Consider the following 17,043-nt stretch of genomic DNA (forward strand, 5'->3'; position numbering starts at 1 on the left):
TCTACCCTAGCTGAAGCTGGCTCACCGGCACCGGTCTGCCAAAAAAATATCCCTGAAACGACCGGCACCCCGCAGCCAACAAGAAGTCCCTCTGCCCGGCGCTCTCTACACCCTCCGCCACCACCCCCAGGTCCAGGCTCTTGGCTAAACTCAAAATAGTCCTTGCGATGGCCGCATCATTGGGATCCGTCAACACATCGCGCACGAAGGATTTGTCAATCTTGAGTTGATCCAAAGGCAAACGCTTCAAGTACGCGAGCGACGAGTAACCTGTGCCGAAGTCATCCAGCGAGAAGCTCACGCCAATCGACCGAAGTTCACCCATTTTTAAAATAGCCTCGTCGAAATCCGAGAGCAAGAGGCTTTCCGTCAACTCCAGCTTCAGGCGGTATGGGTTAGCCCCACTGGTGCGCAAAAGGTCAAGAATATGGGTGGAAAAATCGGGATGCCTGAACTGGCGGGTACTGACGTTCACCGCTACGCTCAATCGCTGAGTCCGAGGGGTATCACTCCAAGCCACCAGCTGTGCACAAGCCGCCTCCAGCACCCATTGGCCCAGAGGCAATATCAGGCCGGTTTGCTCGGCTACAGGAATAAAGTCACCGGGCGACACCATGCCTTTATGAGGGTGCTGCCAACGCACCAGCGCCTCGACCCCGGTCACAGCACCATCCGCGGACACCACAGGTTGGTAGTACAAAACAAACTGCTCATCCTGTAGGGCCGTGCGCAAATCGGCCTCCATATCAGCCCTGGCCGACGCAGCAGATTGCATGGCCGGATCAAAAAACCGCAGGGTGTTGCGACCGGCGCTCTTGGCTTGGTACATCGCCAGATCCGCCCGCTTGAGCAACTCTTCAATACTGTCCGTGCGCCGGAAAAACAGGGTGACCCCGATACTCGGCGAGCTGTGCATGTTGTGGCTGCCCAGCGCAAACTGCTTGTTCAGAGCGCTCAAGATTTTTTTGGCAACCACTTCCGCTTCGCTAGCGGCTACGGTGGCGTCAGCGTCGAGCTCCTCCAACATCACCACAAACTCGTCGCCCCCCAGGCGGGCCACCGTATCCATGCTCCGCACACAACTCTGCACGCGTTGTGCGACTTGCTGCAAGAGCAAATCGCCCGTGTGGTGACCCAAGGTGTCGTTCAGTACCTTGAAGTTATCGAGGTCAATAAACAACAAGGCACCGTGTTTGCCGCGGCGATCGCTGGCCGACAGCGCATGCCCCAAGCGGTCAATCAACATGCGGCGGTTGGGCAAAGCGGTCAGCGCATCAAAAAAGGCCAGGCGCTCTATTTCGGCCTCTGCTGTTTTGCGCGGCGTGATATCCCGGCCCGTGCCGCGGTAGCCGCGAAACACGCCTTGGCTGTCGAAAATCGGGGTTCCGCTTACCGACACCCACATGTAGGTGCCATCCGACATGACCCGCTGCATCTCAAAGTCCTGGAAGGTTTGGTGTGCCTCCAGCACCGCCCGGTGCGCAGCCCACTGGTCGAGGGTGACACCAAGACCGCCGGAGTCCCACCGCACCCGGCCCAGTGCGGCCTGTGGCGCCAGGCGATCTGCATTCGTGCCATCGCCGTCAATGCGGGTGAAGCAAAACTGCTCATCCTGCTCCCAGTACCAGTCGGACGACAGGCTGGAGAGGCTTCGAAAGCGCTCTTCGCTTTCTTTCAAACGACCCAAGGCTTGTTTCTGGGTGGTGATGTCGGTAATCGAGCCGGTGAACAATACCGACCCGTCAGCCAGCAACTCCGGCACGGAGGTTCCCAGAAACCAGCGCTCCGCCTCGCCGTTCTCGCGGGTGCGGAACTCGCAACTCCAAGGCCGCATGGAGCGAAGGGCCTCCTGGGTGGTGTCCCTGACTTGCGGAATATCGTCTGGGTGAATGCGCTCGAGCACTGCCCGAGCGTCTTTTTTGACTTCTTCGACCGACGCCCCGAAAAACTGATGCACCGCGGAACTGACAAACGGGAAAGTCAACCTGCCGTCGGGCCAACACTGGAACTCGTACAGCATGCCAGGCGCGCGACTCGTAATCTTCTGTACAAACTCGAGTTGCTTTCGCAACGACTCGCGAACTTCGCGCTCTTCTGTGAATTCCTGTATGACCCCGAAGTCCGCAAGCACATGCCCATCCGCCACTTGCCGGTGCATCCTCGATCGCGCCCACAGTACCCGGCCGTCTTGGGCACGAGAGCGAAACTCCACCACCGCACCGTCCATGCGGGCCTGCGCCTGCTGAAGGGCAGGTAGGTCCTCTGGAAATACCCGGCTCCACAACATGTCGGTGGTCACCAGAGACTCGCCCTCCCAACCCGCCATCTGGGCCAAGCCGGCGGAGAGGTGCACCGTATCGTCCCCGGGGTAGCTCACCCAGTAGCCCACCCGCGCGACGGACTCGGTCAATTCATGCAGTTTCACCTGGCGGTTCATGGTGGCGTTGGCTTGGGCCAGCGCCTCTTCACCGGCACGCAAAGCTTGCTCGGCCAGTTGGTCGGCCGTGACATCGCGCAGATAAATCAGAATAAACGCTTCGCCCCCCTCGGAGATCATGGAGGCATTCAAGCGCACCATGCGGGGAGCCCCATTCTTCATCACGAGGGTCACTTCCGCGTCGACCACCCGGCCACCGGGCTCCAAACGACTGAATATCTGGGCACGTTGCTCCGGATACAGCCAGTGCCCCAACTCAATGGCCGTGCGTCCGAGCACGTCAGGGCGCTCATAGCCCGTCATGCGCAACCACTCTTCATTCACTTGCACAACCGCACCATCCCGGACGCGGGTCAGCGCAATGGCTTCGGGACTGTGGGTGAAGATGGTGTGAAAAATCCCCGGCCCCACGCCCACGGGCAGCGCAGGCTCAGCGCCTGCTGCGACAACTGACTCGGGACGGGGAGATTCCGGAAAAGGTTGCACAGAGAACAAGGTCCGTTGGGATTGATCTCCTTATGATAGGGCCTGCAGCGGGCCTGTGCCAAGTGATGCACGCCTTCGCCTGACTACTCTTTTTTCCTACTGTGACCCGCCCCCCAGCCCCCGCTCCGCTCGACCAACACACCCCCATGATGCAGCAGTATCTGGGGCTCAAAGCCGACCACCCCGACACCCTGCTGTTTTATCGCATGGGTGATTTTTACGAGATGTTTTACGCCGATGCCGAGAAGGCGGCCCGCATTCTGGACATCACCGTCACCACGCGGGGCCAGTCTGCCGGGCAGCCGGTGGTCATGGCCGGCGTACCTTTTCATGCCATAGAAGGCTACCTGGCCAAGCTGATCCGCCATGGCGAATCGGTGGCCATCTGCGAGCAGACCGGCGAGGTGGGCGCCACCAAAGGCCCGGTGGAGCGCAAAGTGGTGCGCGTGGTCACCCCCGGCACGCTGACGGACGCAGAACTGCTGTCCGAGAAAACCGAGTCCATGCTGATGGCCGTGCACCAAGGTCCGCGCAACCGCTGCGGTCTGGCGTGGTTGTCTGTGACCCAAGGCGTGGTGTTTCTGGCCGAATGCACGCCCGACGAGGTGCCCGACTGGGTGAGCCGCATCGCGCCCAGCGAGCTAGCCTACAGTGCGGGCTGCACCACCACCTTTGAAGACCGCCTCAAGCGCCTGCGCCACGGCACAGCCGTCTACTTGACCGCCCGCCCCGAGTGGCAGTTTGACAGCGCTTTGGGCCAGCGCAAATTGTTGGACGCCCTGCAAGCCGCCAGCCTGAGTAGCTGGAACGCGCAAGAGCTGGCTTTGGCCCACGCCGCAGCCGGCGCACTGCTGGGCTACGCAGAGCACACTCAGGGCCGCACGCTCACCCACATCCACAGCGTGCAGGTGCAGCGCGACGACGCACTCATCGACCTGCCCGCCACCACCCGTCGCAACCTAGAGCTGGTGCAGACCCTGCGCGGTGAAGACAGCCCCACGCTGTTCAGCCTGCTTGACACCTGCATGACGGGCATGGGCAGCCGCCTGCTCAAACGCTGGCTGCTGGAGCCACTGCGCGAGCGAACCGAAGCCCAGCACCGGCTGGCCGCCATCGCCACACTGCGCCCTGCCCTGTGGCAAACCTTGCGCGGCCCGCTCAAGGGCTGTGCCGATGTGGAGCGCATCACCGCCCGCACGGCGCTGCGCCAGGTGCGCCCGCGCGAGCTGGTGGCGCTGGTGCAAACGCTACAAAAAACAGAGCTACTCGCGCAGCATCTACGAGGGCTAGAGGGCTATTTGGCACATATTTGCAGCCAACTGCAGCCGCCAGCAGATGCCATTGCGCTGTTGGCACGCGCCATTGCCCCCGAGCCTGCCGCGCTGGTGCGCGATGGCGGCGTGATTGCCGACGGTTTTGATGCCGAGCTGGACGAGCTGCGCGCCATCCAGACCAACTGCGATGCGTTTTTGCTGGACCTCGAAGTCCGCGAAAAAGCCCGCACCGGCATTGCCAATTTGCGGGTGCAGTTCAACAAGGTGCACGGCTTCTACATCGAAGTCACCACCGGCCAGGCCGACAAGGTGCCCGATGACTACCGCCGCCGCCAGACCCTGAAGAATGCCGAGCGCTTCATCACCCCCGAGCTCAAGGCTTTTGAAGACAAAGCCTTGAGCGCTCAAGAGCGCGCCCTGGCCCGCGAAAAGTGGTTGTTCGAGCAGGTGCTGGACCAGTTGCAGGCGCACATTCCGGCGCTCACCGCCGTGGCCCAATCGCTCGCCGCGCTGGACACTTTGTGCGCCCTGACCGAGCGCTCCCTCACGCTGGAGTGGAACGCCCCGCAGTTTGTGGCCGAACCCTGCATCGACATCACCCAGGGCCGCCACCCCGTGGTGCAGGCCAGGCTGGCCGAACTCAGCAGCGGAAATTTCATTGCCAACGACACGCGGCTAGGCATCAAGCAGCGCATGCAGGTCATCACCGGGCCCAACATGGGCGGTAAATCGACGTATATGCGCCAGGTCGCGCTGATCGTGCTGCTGGCCAGCATCGGCAGCTACGTGCCCGCGCAGGCTTGCCGCTTGGGGCCAATCGACGCGATCCACACCCGCATCGGCGCGGCGGACGATTTGGCCAATGCCCAGTCCACCTTCATGTTGGAAATGACCGAGGCTGCGCAGATTTTGCACAGCGCCACGCCCCACAGCCTGGTGCTGATGGACGAAATAGGCCGGGGCACCAGCACCTTTGACGGCTTGGCTCTTGCGAGTGCGATTGCCACCCAGTTGCACGACAAAACCCAGGCCTTCACCCTGTTTGCCACCCACTATTTCGAGCTCACCGAGTTCCCCGCCACCCACCACGCGGCGCTGAACGTGCACGTGAGCGCCGCCGAGGCGGGCCGCGACATCGTGTTCCTGCACGCCATCGAACCCGGCCCGGCCAGCAAAAGCTACGGCGTGCAAGTGGCCCGCCTGGCCGGCATGCCCGCCGCCGTGCTGAACCACGCCCGCCACACGCTGGACGCGCTGGAGGCACAGGCCAGCGAATCCCAAGCCCAAGTGGACCTGTTCGCTGCGCCCCCTGCTACAGAAATAGTAGCTGCCAGCGCATTAGAGACGGCGCTCTCAGCCATCAACCCGGATGCACTAAGTCCGCGCGAGGCGATGGACGCGCTTTACCAGCTCAAAGCGCTTTTGGCGAAATCCACTCACTAGGAAAGTCAGTAACGATGAATACACAGACCCATAGATTCCTCTATCGACTCTTTTTCGTTGGATTGCTTGCTAGTGCCAGCATTACGTCCCTTGCGCAGACACTTGGAACAGCGGTCCTGCGTGGGGACAACGCAAAGGTCCTCGAAGCACTGAAAAGCGGAGAAGACGTCAATGGACAAAATGCTTTCGGCGTCAGTCTTTTCGTTTAAGCGTGTTCTTTTGCACCTCTTCCGACGATCAAGTTACTGCTTGAGAATGGCGCAAATGTCCAGTCGCGTAACCCCATCAACGGGCAAACCCCCTTGATGCTAGTCATTAGACGATTCGGAGATATTCAAGCAATCAAAACAATGCTGGCGATGGGTGTGGACGTCAATGCGAGTGACAAAGACGGCTGGAAAGCGTTCTTTGACGCCGTGAGCGCTAACAACAACTCTTTAGACATCACAAAATTATTGATTGAAGCGGGTGCAAAGATAGATGCAAAAACTGACGATGGAAGCACTGCGCTGTTTTGGACCACAAATACGGATATCGCTCGTCTCTTGCTAAGCAAAGGGGCAAATATTGATGTGAAAAATGCGTCTGGCAATACACCGCTGTTGATGGCTGTTAATAGCGGGAAGTTACCAATGATTAGGTTCTTGATTGAATCCGGCGCGAACCTTGACATCCGAAACAAACAAGGTGAAACAGCACTGCTAAGGGCTTTGAGAAGCGAGGGAGGAGACTCAACCTCCGAGTTGGACATTTCTGAATTGCTGGTTGCTGCTGGCGCCAACGTAACTATCGCTGACAAAAAGGGCGAGACGCCTCTTATGCATGCAGTCAAGGAAATTGCAATAGGCGAGGACGCAAGAGAGGCGCGGCATCGACTTGTCCTGCAACTAATCGAAAAAGGCGCAGATACAAATGGCCGCACAATCGACGGAATAAGTCCGTTGATGCGCAGTGCTGGTGCAGGCAACCACTACATGGTTAGATTGCTCACCCAACACGGAGCGAATCCGAATGCGACAGACAGTGATGGCGCGACACCCCTTTTCTGGGCATTATCAGGAAGCGCCTCGCCCCGAAACAGGAATGCAACCCTGCTGGAGCTAATCAGGGCCGGAGCAAATGCGGCGGCAAAGCGGAAAGATGGAAAAACATTTTTCGACTTAGCTGAGCCTGACGTTGCCCAAGAAATCAAGAAGCATCTTTCGAATATAGCTAAGTGAATGAAATAAGTAGGCAGCTCCAGAGGTCTACTGAATCGAATTACGAATGTCGTAGTGATGTTTGCGCAGCGCCGACGGCGCGTCCCGCAAACCCCATGTCCTTGCCGGGCGGGGCGGCGGTGTGCGGGTTGGGGGCGATTTGTGAACCGAAGGTTCATGAGCCCCCCCGGCCCGCACACCGCCGCCCCGCCCGGCAAGGACTACCCCACCTACCCCGATACACTCTAGCCTTTGCCCCAAGCCACAAGAAAAATGACCTACTGCGTTGCCATCAAACTGAATGCCGGACTGGTGTTCCTCTCCGACTCCCGCACCAATGCCGGACTCGACCAAATCAGCACCTTCCGCAAAATGATCGTGTACGAGAAGCCCCAAGAACGCTTTATGGTCCTGCTCTCGGCCGGTAACTTGAGCATTTCCCAGTCGGTGCGCGAGATCTTGCAGATTGAGCGGCTCAAGGACCACGAAGACGACGAAGGCATCACCATCTGGAACGCCAAGAGCATGTTCGACGCCGCCCGCGTGCTGGGCTCAGCCATCCGCAAGGTGCAGGAGCGCGACGGCGCAGCTCTCAAGAATGCGGGTGTCGATTTCAACGTATCGCTGATCTTCGGCGGCCAGATCCAGGGCGAAGGCATGCGCCTGTTCCAGGTCTATTCGGCCGGCAACTTCATCGAAGCCACACCCGAGACGCCCTACTTCCAGGTCGGCGAATCCAAATACGGCAAACCCGTGCTGGACCGCGTGATCACTCCGAACACACCTTTGGACGAGGCCGCCAAGTGTGCGCTTGTGTCCATGGACTCCACGCTCAAGTCCAACCTGTCGGTCGGCTTGCCGCTGGACATGGTGGTGTACGAGGCCAACAGCTTCGCCACCGACAAGGTGGTGTGCATCGACGAGAACAACCCCTACTTCAAGATGCTGCACAACAGCTGGGGCCAGAAGCTGCGCGAGGTGTTTGACAGCATTGAAGACCCGGCTTGGAACGGTGGCCAGACCGAGGTGCCGCTGTTGATACCCAGCACCCGCAGCTTGCCGCTGAAAAAAATCACCACCCCGGACGAGAAGCTGATTTAAGCCCCCATGTCGACGATCGTTTTCTCGCACGCCAATAGCTTTCCGGCCTCCACCTACAAAGTGCTTTTCAAGAGCTTGCGGGCACGGGGCTACAGTGTCAAAGCCGTTGAAAAATACGGCCACGACCCGCGCTACCCGGTCAGCAACAACTGGCCGCATGTGGTGCAACAGCTGGTGGACCATGCGACCAAGGTCGTCGACAAAGCCGGTGAACCGGTCTGGCTCGTGGGTCACTCCTTGGGCGGTTTTTTGAGCCTGATGGCGGCCGCCCAGCAGCCCGCGCTGGCCAAGGGCGTGGTGTTGATTGACTCTCCGCTGGTGGGCGGCTGGCGCTCCCGCATGGTGGGCCTGGCCAAGACAACGCAGTTGGTCGGCTCTATTTCACCAGGAGCGGTAAGCCGCAAGCGCCGCAACAGCTGGCCCGACACAGATGCCGCGCTCACCCATTTTCAGCACAAAAAGGCTTTTGCACGCTGGGACCCCCAGGTTCTGCAGGACTACGTAGATGAATTCCCTGAGGACAGCGAAGGGCGGCGCGTGCTAGCCTTCGACCGCGACGTGGAAACCGCTTTCTACAACACCCTCCCGGACAACATGGACCGGTTGTTGGCGCGGCATCCGGTGAAGTGCCCAGTAACTTTCATTGGCGGCGACCAGTCCGCCGAAATGAAACAAGTGGGCATGGACCTGACGCACAAAGTGTCCCGCGGTCGCATCATGATGCTGGATGGAACGCATCTCTTCCCGATGGAAAAGCCGCTTGCCACGGCCGCGGCGCTGGAAGCAGCGCTGCGCAACATGGAACACTGAGACCACATGCCTATGCCTGACAACGAACGACCGGACTCTCTGGAAGCGCGAGTCAGGACACTGCAGGAAGACAATGAGAACCTGCGAACCCTGCTCAACCAGCAACAGGTGCAGGCGCGGCAGTGGCTCCTGCAGCGCACCACCGAGCTGCAGCGGGACTCCGACGAGCAGCGCAAGTCCGAGGCCATGCAGCGGGTTTTCTACCGCATTGCCGAGCGCGCTACCGCCGGCTTGTTGTTTTACGACTTCTTAAAGGTGGTGCACCAGCTGCTGCGGGAACTGATGTTTGCCGACAATTTTTACGTGGCACTGCACAACCACGCCAAGGGCGTCATGGACTACCCTTACTACGTCGACGAAAAAGATGGTGACGTCATGCAGACCGAAGGCTCGCCCTACAAACGTGGCATGACCGAGTTTGTGCTGGAGAGTGCACGCCCGCAGCTCATGGATGCGGAGCGCTTTCGCCAGCTGCGCGCGCAGGGCTTCATGCTGGAAGCCAGTGGCGACCTCACGTTTTCCACCTGGCTGGGTGTACCGATGCAGATCCATGGCCGCATTGGCGGGGTGCTGGTGGTGCAGGCCTACAGCGGGGATGTGACCTACTCCGAGGCGGACTCTAACATCTTGAGCTTTTTCGCCAACCACGTGAGCGCGGCCATTGAGCGCTACCAGGCGATTGAAGACTTGCGCCGCTCCGAAGCGCGCTACCGCTCGGTCATTGAAAACGTCGGCGTGGGTGTGGTGGTCGTGCAAAAAGGCCACATGGTGTTTGTGAATCCGAGCATGGAGCGCATCGTGGGCCACACCAAAGAAGCGCTCATGGCCATGCCGTTCACCGGCACCATTCACCCGGATGATGTGCCTGCCGTCGTCGACCGGCACCAGCGGCGCTTGCGGGGCGAGACGGTCGAAGAGGCCTACGCCTTTCGCGTCATCACCGCCTCCGGAGAGGTGCGCACCCTCGATTTGTCTGCGGTGTTAATCCAATGGGGCGCGGACGATGCCACCCTCCTCTTCGTGGTGGATGCAACCGCCCGGGTCCGGGCCGAAGCCGATCAGAAGCGCGCACTGCAGCAACAAATCGAGCTCAACGACCTCAAGAGCCGTTTCATCTCGGTCGCCTCGCATGAGTTCCGCACACCGCTGGCCACGATTCACGGGTCCGTCGATTTGCTCATGCATTACGACGACCGCATGCCACTCGACAAAAAACGTCTCACCCTGCAAAAAATTGACGATGCGGTCGAGCGCATGACCCACATGCTGGAAAACGTGTTGGTGATCGGCCGGTCCGACGCCGGGCGCCTGCAGTTCAAACCGCAGCCCTCTCGTATCAGTATTTTCTGCAAGAGCCTCGCTGACGAGATCCGCAGCGCCATGCCCGAGGCTTTCGAACGCATACGCCTGCAGCTAGATTTACCGCCCGATGCGGACTGCTATTTGCTCGATGAGAGCCTGATCCGCAATATCGTGGGTAACCTGCTGTCCAACGCCATCAAATACTCGCCCGACGGGGGCCAGGTCCGGCTCCAGGTGAGTCCGCGGGGCAGCGAGCTCTTGATCGAGGTTTCAGACCAGGGCATCGGCATCCCGCTTGCCGACCAGCCGCAGCTTTTTGAGAGTTTTCACCGCGCCAGCAACGTCGGAATGATTGCCGGCACCGGCTTGGGGCTGTCCATCGTCCGGGAGGCGGTGCTCTGCCATGCCGGCAGCATCAGCGTTCAAAGCACCCCCGGCGAGGGCAGTTGCTTTTCTGTGGTGCTGGCAGCGCCCGCAGTTACTGGAGGTCTCACCACATGAAGATATTGATTGCTGAGGACGAGCCTTCACTGCGTGAGAACCTGCAGTGGATGCTGGAGCTCGAAGGCTACGAGGTCAGCGCCGCCTGCAACGGCGAAGAAGCCTTGCGCTTTGCCCTAGCCGACCGGCACGACCTGGTGCTCACCGATGTGATGATGCCCTTGCTCGACGGCTTCGGGCTCGTCAAAGCACTGCGCGACAACCCGTCGACTGCCACACTGCCCGTCATCATGCTCACCGCCCGTGCCGACCGCAGTGACACCCGCACCGGCATGAATCTGGGGGCGGACGACTATCTCACCAAGCCCTGCCGCCGGGACGAGTTGCTCGAAGCGGTTCAAGCCCGGCTGGAGCGCAGCCGTATCCAGCAGCTGGCGGCACAGCGCCTGCAGTTAGAAACCCGGCAGGCCATGCAGATCGACACGCTGACCGGCCTCCCGGGGCGCGACTTGTTCGAGCAAGAAGTCGACAACGCGCTGGGTGCCTGCAACCACGTCTCGCTGCTGTGTCTGGGGCTCGACGGCTTTTCCAAAATCAACGAATCACTGGGCACCGGGGTGGGCGACCTGGTCCTGCGCGAAGTCGGCAAACGACTGCAACAGACGGCCCTGCGGAGCAGCAGCACCCATCCCTATGACGCGGTGGGCCGCATTGGTGGCGACCAGTTTGGCGTGTGCGTTACGGGACTCGGCCACACGCAGGCGCTGGCGGGTTTTGCAGACACCCTGATGCGCGCCCTGTCCCAGCCCTACTTGGTCTCGGGCCACACCTTGTTCCTGTCTACCAGTGCCGGGGCCAGCATGTACCCCCAGCAGGCCGACAGTGTTCACGCCTTGCTGCTCAACGCCGAATCGGCGCTGCACCATGCCAAGCCGGACGGGCCGGGAACCTATGCGTACTTTGACGCCGCCATGAACCGCCGGGTGGCGCGCTCACTTCTGATTCATAACGAATTGCACAGCGCACTCAAAAACGGAGACTTGCAGGTCTATTACCAGCCCCAAGTCCGCATTGCGACCGGGCAGGTCGTCGGCTTCGAGGCCTTGCTGCGCTGGCAACATGCCACCATGGGCTGGATCTCACCGGCGGAGTTCATCCCGGTTGCGGAACAAAGCGGCATCATCGTCCAGATCGGCGAGTGGGTCATGCACACGGCCGCGCGGCAGGCGGCTCAGTGGCTAGCCCGAGGCCACCGCGACTTCCGCATGGCGGTCAACATTTCGGTACGCCAATTCACCGGCCAAAACCTGCCCGTGCTGGTCAAGACCGTGCTGGCAGACACCGGCCTGCCGCCGGAAATGCTGGAGCTCGAAGTCACCGAGAGCCTGGCCCTGCACAACGTGGCGACCACGCTGGCGATCTTGCACGACTGCAAGGCGCTGGGTGTGAAGCTGGCCATGGATGACTTCGGCACCGGCTATTCCAGCCTGGCCTACCTCAAGCGCTACCCGCTGGACGCGCTCAAAATTGACCAAGCCTTTATTCGCAATATTCCGCAGGATGCGGGGGATGTTGCTATTACCCGCGCCATTGTGGCCATGGCCCACAGCTTTGGAATGAACGTGGTCGCCGAAGGGGTAGAACTGCCCGAGCAACTGGCGTTTTTGCGCGAGCTGGGCTGCGAAGACGTGCAGGGCTACCTGTTCAGCAAACCGGTGCCTGCCGACCAGGCCTCAGCTGCGTTTTCAGGCTTTGCGACTTACCTCGCTGTCAGCGACCCCGTGATCTGAGGCTTACTCTGCCCAGACCACCAGCCCGCTCCACGAGGTGAGCAGCACCACAATGCCGAACACGATACGGTAGTAGGCGAACCCGACAAAGCTGTGGGTGGAAATGAACTTGAGCAACCAGCGCACACACAACCACGCGCTGATGAATGAGAACACCAGCCCCACACTGAACATCGGCACGTCCGCCACGGACAGCAGCGCCCGCTCTTTGTAGAGACTGTAGGCGCCGGCACCGGTAAGGGTGGGGATCGCCAAAAAGAACGAAAAGTCGGTGGCCGCTTTGCGCGACAGGCCCAGCAACATGCCACCGATGATGGTGGCCCCGCTGCGACTGGTCCCCGGAATCATGGCCAGACACTGCACCAAGCCGACCTTGAGGGCATCGACTGGGCTCATATCGTCCACGTTGTGCACCCGCACCGCATTGCCACCGGCGCTCTGGCGCTTTTCGGCCCACAAAATGATGAAGCCCCCCACAATGAAGGTGGTGGCCACCACGGCCGGGGTGAACAAGTTCGCTTTGATAGCTTTGCCGAACAGCAAGCCCAGCAGGACCGCCGGCACAAATCCGATGAACACATTGAGTGCAAACCGCTGGGCCGAGCGCTCGGTAGGCAGAGCCACCAGCGTGTCGCGGATCTTCTGCCAGTACACCAGGATCACGGCAAAAATGGCGCCGGTTTGAATGGCGATGTCAAACACCTTGGCTTTGGCATCGACAAAACCCAGCAGCGAGCCCGCCAGAATCAGGTGACCCGTGCTCGAAATCGGCAAAAACTCGGTCAGCCCCTCGACCACACCCATGATGGCGGCCTTGATCAACAACACAATATCCAAAACATTTCTCCCTGAAATTCAAGTCAAATCGGCCGCTAGCCCTCATAAATATTGCGCTAGCAGCTCACCTTTTGATAGCAATCATTCGTAGCGCAGCGCCTGGATCGGCAGCAGCTTGGCCGCCCTGCGCGCCGGGTAGTAGCCGAAAAACACGCCCACCACCGCCGAGAAGCCCACAGCCAGCAAGACTGAGCCCGCGCTCAAGCTCACTTGCCAACCCGCGAAGTGTCCCACACCCCAGGTGGCCAGCGCCCCGAACGCTACGCCGATCGCGCCCCCCAGCAGGCTCAAGGTCACAGCCTCTATCAAGAACTGGGCCAGGATGTCGCGCCCCCGCGCGCCCACCGCCATGCGCAGCCCGATCTCGCGGGTGCGCTCGGTCACGCTGACCAGCATGATGTTCATGATGCCGATGCCCCCGATCAGCAGGCTGATACCCGCCACCGCGGCCAGCAGCAGGGTCATGACGCGGCTACTTTCCTCTTGCGCTTGCAAAATCTCAGTCAGGTTGCGCACTACAAACGGGTCGTCGTTGCCGTCTTGCACCTTGAAACGCTGGCGCAACAGGTCTTTGATGCTGTCCTCCACCGCCCGCATGTCCTGCCCCTCGCGCACCTTCACGCTGATGCTGCCCACCCGCTTCAAGCGGCTGGTGGCGTCGCCGCCCCAAATGCGGTTGCGCAGCGTGCCCAGGGGCACCATGACCACATCGTCCTGGTCTTGACCCATCGAGTTCTGGCCTTTGGGCGCGAGCACACCAATCACGGTCATGGGAATATTGCGCACCCGCACCACCTGCTCAATCGGATCTTGATCGCCAAACAACTCCCGGGCCACCGTTCTGCCGATCCAGGCCACCTTGGCCGAGCCTGCCAGCTCACCGGCATCAAACATGCGCCCGCTCGCCATCGGCCAGTCCCGGGCTTCGAGGTAGTCGTTATTCACCCCGAACACGGTGGAGCTCCAGTTGGTATTGCCAAACACCAGCTGCGCGCTGGTGCGCGAGGTGGGTGCGGCCACCTGCACCTCGGGAATCTCCAGTCCGATGGCGGTGGCGTCTTCTTCGGTCAAGCGCTGTCGGGTCTGTGCCCCCAAGCGCACGCCGGCCTGTGACACCCCACCGGGCAGCACCAGCATGATGTTGGAGCCCAGCCCCTTCATTTGCTCTTGCACCCGGTCGGTGGCACCGCGGCCCACCGCAATCATGGTGATCACCGCGGCCACGCCGATGATGATGCCCAGCATGGTCAAAATGCTGCGCAAGGTGTTAGCCGCCAGCGAGCGCCATGCGCTGCGCAGTGCTGCAAAAAAGTTCATAGCCGTGCCCCCGCCTGCACCGTGTCTTCCACCATGCGGCCGTCTTTGAAGACCATCTTGCGGCGGGCCCAGGCGGCAATGTCGGGTTCATGGGTCACCAGCACCACGGTCATGCCCTGGCGGTTCAGGTCGGTCAGCAGTTGCATGACGTCTTCGCTGGTCTCGGAGTCCAGCGCACCGGTCGGCTCATCGGCCAATATCAGCTGCGGCCGGTTCACCAGCGCACGCGCAATCGCCACGCGCTGCTGCTGTCCGCCCGAAAGCTCGGCGGGTGTGTGGTGCGCCCGCTCCCCCAGCCCCACGCGTTGCAAAGCCTCCAGAGCGCGGGTATGGCGCTCCGGCGCTTTGATGCCGGCGTAAACCATGGGCAGCTCCACATTCTCCAGCGCGCTGGTGCGGGCCAGCAGGTTGAACTGCTGGAACACAAAGCCAATGCGCCGGTTTCGGATGGAGGCCAGCGCGTCCGGCGCCATGCCCTGCACGGCTTCGCCTGCCAGCAGATAGCTGCCGCTGCCGGGCTGGTCGAGGCAACCCAAAATATTCATCAAGGTGGACTTGCCTGAGCCCGAAGTGCCCATGATGGCCACCATCTCGCCCTCGGCAATGTCGAGCGACACGCCGCGCAAGGCGTGCACCGTCTGGTCGCCCATGGCGTAGGTCTTGGTCAGCTCGCGGGCCGAGATCAGCATGCCGCGCCCCTTAAAACGGCGACCGCGGGCCGCCGCCCGGCTTGGCGGTCGCGGTGTTCTTGAGCCCGGTAATCACCTCAGCGCCCTCGGCCAGCCCCGCAGCGCCTTCGCCGCCCTCCAGCACTTCCGTCGTGCTGCCATCGCTCACCCCGATGCGCACTGCCACCGCCTTCGGTTTGCCGTCGGCACCCAGTGTGTACACCCGGCCCCGCCCCTGCCCGCGTGCGCCAGCGGGCGCATCCACGCCCTCAATGCGCATGCGCAAAGCGGCATTGGGCACCTTGAGTGCCTGGTCGCGCTGGTCGGTTATCACACGCACATTGGCCGTCATGCCGGGCAGCAGCTTGCCGCCCTCGTTTTTAAAGCCGACGATGGCCACATAGGTCACCACATTGGCCACATTGGTCGCCGCCTTGCGCACCTGGCGGATGCTGCCCTCAAAGGTCTGCCCGGGAAAGGCGTCTACCGTAAAGCTGGCTTTCTGGCCGGTTTTGAGGCGGCCTACATCGCTCTCGTCAATCGCGGCCTCGACCTGCATGTCGGAGAGGTTCTGGGCAATCACAAACAGTTCGGGCGCCTGCAGGCTGCTGGCCACCGTCTGACCGCGCTCGATGGTGCGCTTGATCACAATGCCGTTCACCGGCGAGGTAATGCGGGTGCGCGCCAGGTCAATGCGCGCCTGCGCCAGAGCGGCCTCACGCTGCGCCACATTGGCCTGCGCGGTTTTGACCTGTGCTTGGGCCACCCCCACCTGGGCCTGCACGCTCTTCATGGCCTCCAAGCTGGTGTTCACCAAAGCACGGGCCTTGTCGGCCTCGCTGGTGGCAATGAACTGCTTTTCAGCCAGGTTTTGCTTGCGGTCGGAGTCGCGGCGGGCCTCGTCGAGGTCCACCTGCGCGCGCGACACCTGGGTTTGCGCAGCCAAGGTGTTGGCCTGCGCGGTCAGCACCGCAGCGCGGGCGGCGTCTACATCGGCCTGGGCGCTGCGCACGCGGTATTCAAATGTCTCGGGGTCAATCTGGGCAATCAGCTGGCCGGCTTTGACTTCGCTGTTGAAGTCCACCAGCACATCGCGGATCTGGCCGCTCACCTGCGTGCCCACGCTCACCTGCGCCACCGGGCTCACCGCGCCGCTGGCGGCCACCGTAGCTTGCAGGTTGCCACGGCTCACGGCCGCCGTGCGGTACTCCACCTTGCCACCACTTTGCTGCTGCACCCACCACCAGCCACCCGCTCCCAGGGCAGCCACCAGCGCCACAGCGGCGCTTATGCGTTTTGTATTCATGCCCCGATTCTAGAAAGCCGCCGTGGCAAACCCATGTCAGCGCATCAAAGCCCCTTGCTGCCCTCGGGCCGCGGTGCGGCTCGCGCCGGCCAAGCGCATTTCGCACCACCGGCGGCGCATTCCGTCGTAAACCGGTGGGCAGGGGCCGGGCGTCGGGGCACAGTCACGCCATTGCCTCAGCCGGAGCCCGCCACCATGCAACTCAGCCCTGTTATTGCCATCCACCTCACTGCAGCGCTGGCTGCCGTGGCGCTGGGGCCGGTTGCCATCTGGGCCCGCCGGGGCCGCGAGCAGCGCACCCGGCTGCACCGGGCGGCCGGCTATGCCTGGGTCACCGTCATGCTGGCCACCGCCATCAGCGCCCTTTTTATCCGCGACGACCAGCTCCCCAACTGGGCCGGCTACACCTGGATCCACGTGTTTGTGCCGGTCACGCTGGGCGGGCTGTTTGCCGCTTTCCGGGCTCTGGCGCGCAACGACATTGCCACCCACCGCAAAACCATGCAAAGCCTGTACCTCACTGCGTGTATCGGGGCAGGCGCCTTCACACTACTGCCCGGCCGCTACCTGGGCCAGCTGGTCTGGGGCCAGTGGTTCGGTATTTTGTAAGCCACCCGCCTCACCGGAGATTT

Annotated in this window: 11 protein-coding genes and 1 pseudogene; 7 read left to right on the forward strand and 5 right to left on the reverse strand. The window is 61.6% G+C overall.

Annotation, left to right across the window (positions count from 1 at the left end; translation table 11 throughout):
- Nucleotide 1: 1 nt before the first annotated feature.
- Complete coding sequence (locus tag QZW03_RS02820) at nt 2-2,923, reverse strand: EAL domain-containing protein (protein ID WP_296508118.1); 2,922 nt, start codon at nt 2,921-2,923, stop codon at nt 2-4.
- A gap of 146 nt (nt 2,924-3,069) precedes the next feature.
- Between QZW03_RS02820 and mutS the strand changes: the two genes are divergently transcribed.
- The 6 genes and pseudogenes from mutS to QZW03_RS02855 all read left to right on the forward strand — a co-directional run bounded on the left by mutS (nt 3,070) and on the right by QZW03_RS02855 (nt 12,283).
- Nucleotides 3,070-5,640: a DNA mismatch repair protein MutS gene (mutS, locus tag QZW03_RS02825; RefSeq protein ID WP_296508120.1), complete on the forward strand. Its 2,571-nt coding sequence runs from the start codon at nt 3,070-3,072 to the stop codon at nt 5,638-5,640.
- A 221-nt stretch (nt 5,641-5,861) separates the two neighbouring features.
- Nucleotides 5,862-6,860: pseudogene (locus tag QZW03_RS17410) on the forward strand (ankyrin repeat domain-containing protein); the annotation flags it as partial.
- Nucleotides 6,861-7,112: 252 nt separating this feature from the next.
- Complete coding sequence (locus QZW03_RS02840; protein ID WP_296508123.1) at nt 7,113-7,940, forward strand: proteasome-type protease; 828 nt, start codon at nt 7,113-7,115, stop codon at nt 7,938-7,940.
- A 6-nt stretch (nt 7,941-7,946) separates the two neighbouring features.
- Entirely contained in the window at nt 7,947-8,750 is an 804-nt protein-coding gene (locus QZW03_RS02845) for an alpha/beta hydrolase (protein ID WP_296508125.1), read from the forward strand.
- A gap of 6 nt (nt 8,751-8,756) precedes the next feature.
- Complete coding sequence (locus QZW03_RS02850) at nt 8,757-10,553, forward strand: ATP-binding protein (protein WP_296508127.1); 1,797 nt, start codon at nt 8,757-8,759, stop codon at nt 10,551-10,553.
- Nucleotides 10,550-12,283, forward strand: a complete 1,734-nt coding sequence (locus QZW03_RS02855) for an EAL domain-containing response regulator (protein ID WP_296508129.1) — start codon at nt 10,550-10,552, stop codon at nt 12,281-12,283. Before QZW03_RS02850 ends, QZW03_RS02855 begins: the two co-directional genes overlap by 4 nt.
- A gap of 3 nt (nt 12,284-12,286) precedes the next feature.
- Here QZW03_RS02855 and QZW03_RS02860 read toward each other — a convergent pair whose 3' ends face one another.
- The 4 genes from QZW03_RS02860 to QZW03_RS02875 form a co-directional block, all read right to left on the reverse strand.
- Complete coding sequence (locus tag QZW03_RS02860; RefSeq protein WP_296508131.1) at nt 12,287-13,120, reverse strand: undecaprenyl-diphosphate phosphatase; 834 nt, start codon at nt 13,118-13,120, stop codon at nt 12,287-12,289.
- Nucleotides 13,121-13,201: 81 nt separating this feature from the next.
- On the reverse strand, nt 13,202-14,437 hold the full coding sequence (locus QZW03_RS02865; protein ID WP_296508134.1) for an ABC transporter permease: 1,236 nt from the start codon (nt 14,435-14,437) through the stop codon (nt 13,202-13,204).
- Nucleotides 14,434-15,126 carry an ABC transporter ATP-binding protein gene (locus tag QZW03_RS02870; protein ID WP_296508136.1) on the reverse strand — a complete coding sequence of 231 codons (693 nt, stop codon included), beginning with the start codon at nt 15,124-15,126 and terminating at the stop codon, nt 14,434-14,436. Before QZW03_RS02870 ends, QZW03_RS02865 begins: the two co-directional genes overlap by 4 nt.
- 10 nt (nt 15,127-15,136) lie before the next feature.
- Nucleotides 15,137-16,411: an efflux RND transporter periplasmic adaptor subunit gene (locus QZW03_RS02875; RefSeq protein WP_296508138.1), complete on the reverse strand. Its 1,275-nt coding sequence runs from the start codon at nt 16,409-16,411 to the stop codon at nt 15,137-15,139.
- A 195-nt stretch (nt 16,412-16,606) separates the two neighbouring features.
- On the opposite strand from QZW03_RS02875, the gene QZW03_RS02880 reads away from it, so the two are divergent.
- On the forward strand, nt 16,607-17,020 hold the full coding sequence (locus tag QZW03_RS02880) for a DUF2306 domain-containing protein (RefSeq protein WP_296508139.1): 414 nt from the start codon (nt 16,607-16,609) through the stop codon (nt 17,018-17,020).
- Nucleotides 17,021-17,043 lie beyond the last annotated feature (23 nt).

This window comes from Rhodoferax sp., from assembly GCF_013297935.1.
Taxonomy (GTDB): domain Bacteria; phylum Pseudomonadota; class Gammaproteobacteria; order Burkholderiales; family Burkholderiaceae_C; genus Allorhodoferax.

What these genes read in the sequence shown, in the direction of transcription:
- QZW03_RS02870 (WP_296508136.1), bottom strand. Translation starts at nt 15,126, where the DNA reads ATGCTGATCTCGGCCCGCGAGCTGACCAAGACCTACGCCATGGGCGAC.
- QZW03_RS02875 (WP_296508138.1), bottom strand. Translation starts at nt 16,411, where the DNA reads ATGAATACAAAACGCATAAGCGCCGCTGTGGCGCTGGTGGCTGCCCTG.
- QZW03_RS02855 (WP_296508129.1), top strand. Translation starts at nt 10,550, where the DNA reads ATGAAGATATTGATTGCTGAGGACGAGCCTTCACTGCGTGAGAACCTG.
- QZW03_RS02845 (WP_296508125.1), top strand. Translation starts at nt 7,947, where the DNA reads ATGTCGACGATCGTTTTCTCGCACGCCAATAGCTTTCCGGCCTCCACC.
- QZW03_RS02840 (WP_296508123.1), top strand. Translation starts at nt 7,113, where the DNA reads ATGACCTACTGCGTTGCCATCAAACTGAATGCCGGACTGGTGTTCCTC.
- mutS (WP_296508120.1), top strand. Translation starts at nt 3,070, where the DNA reads ATGATGCAGCAGTATCTGGGGCTCAAAGCCGACCACCCCGACACCCTG.
- QZW03_RS02850 (WP_296508127.1), top strand. Translation starts at nt 8,757, where the DNA reads ATGCCTATGCCTGACAACGAACGACCGGACTCTCTGGAAGCGCGAGTC.
- QZW03_RS02880 (WP_296508139.1), top strand. Translation starts at nt 16,607, where the DNA reads ATGCAACTCAGCCCTGTTATTGCCATCCACCTCACTGCAGCGCTGGCT.
- QZW03_RS02865 (WP_296508134.1), bottom strand. Translation starts at nt 14,437, where the DNA reads ATGAACTTTTTTGCAGCACTGCGCAGCGCATGGCGCTCGCTGGCGGCT.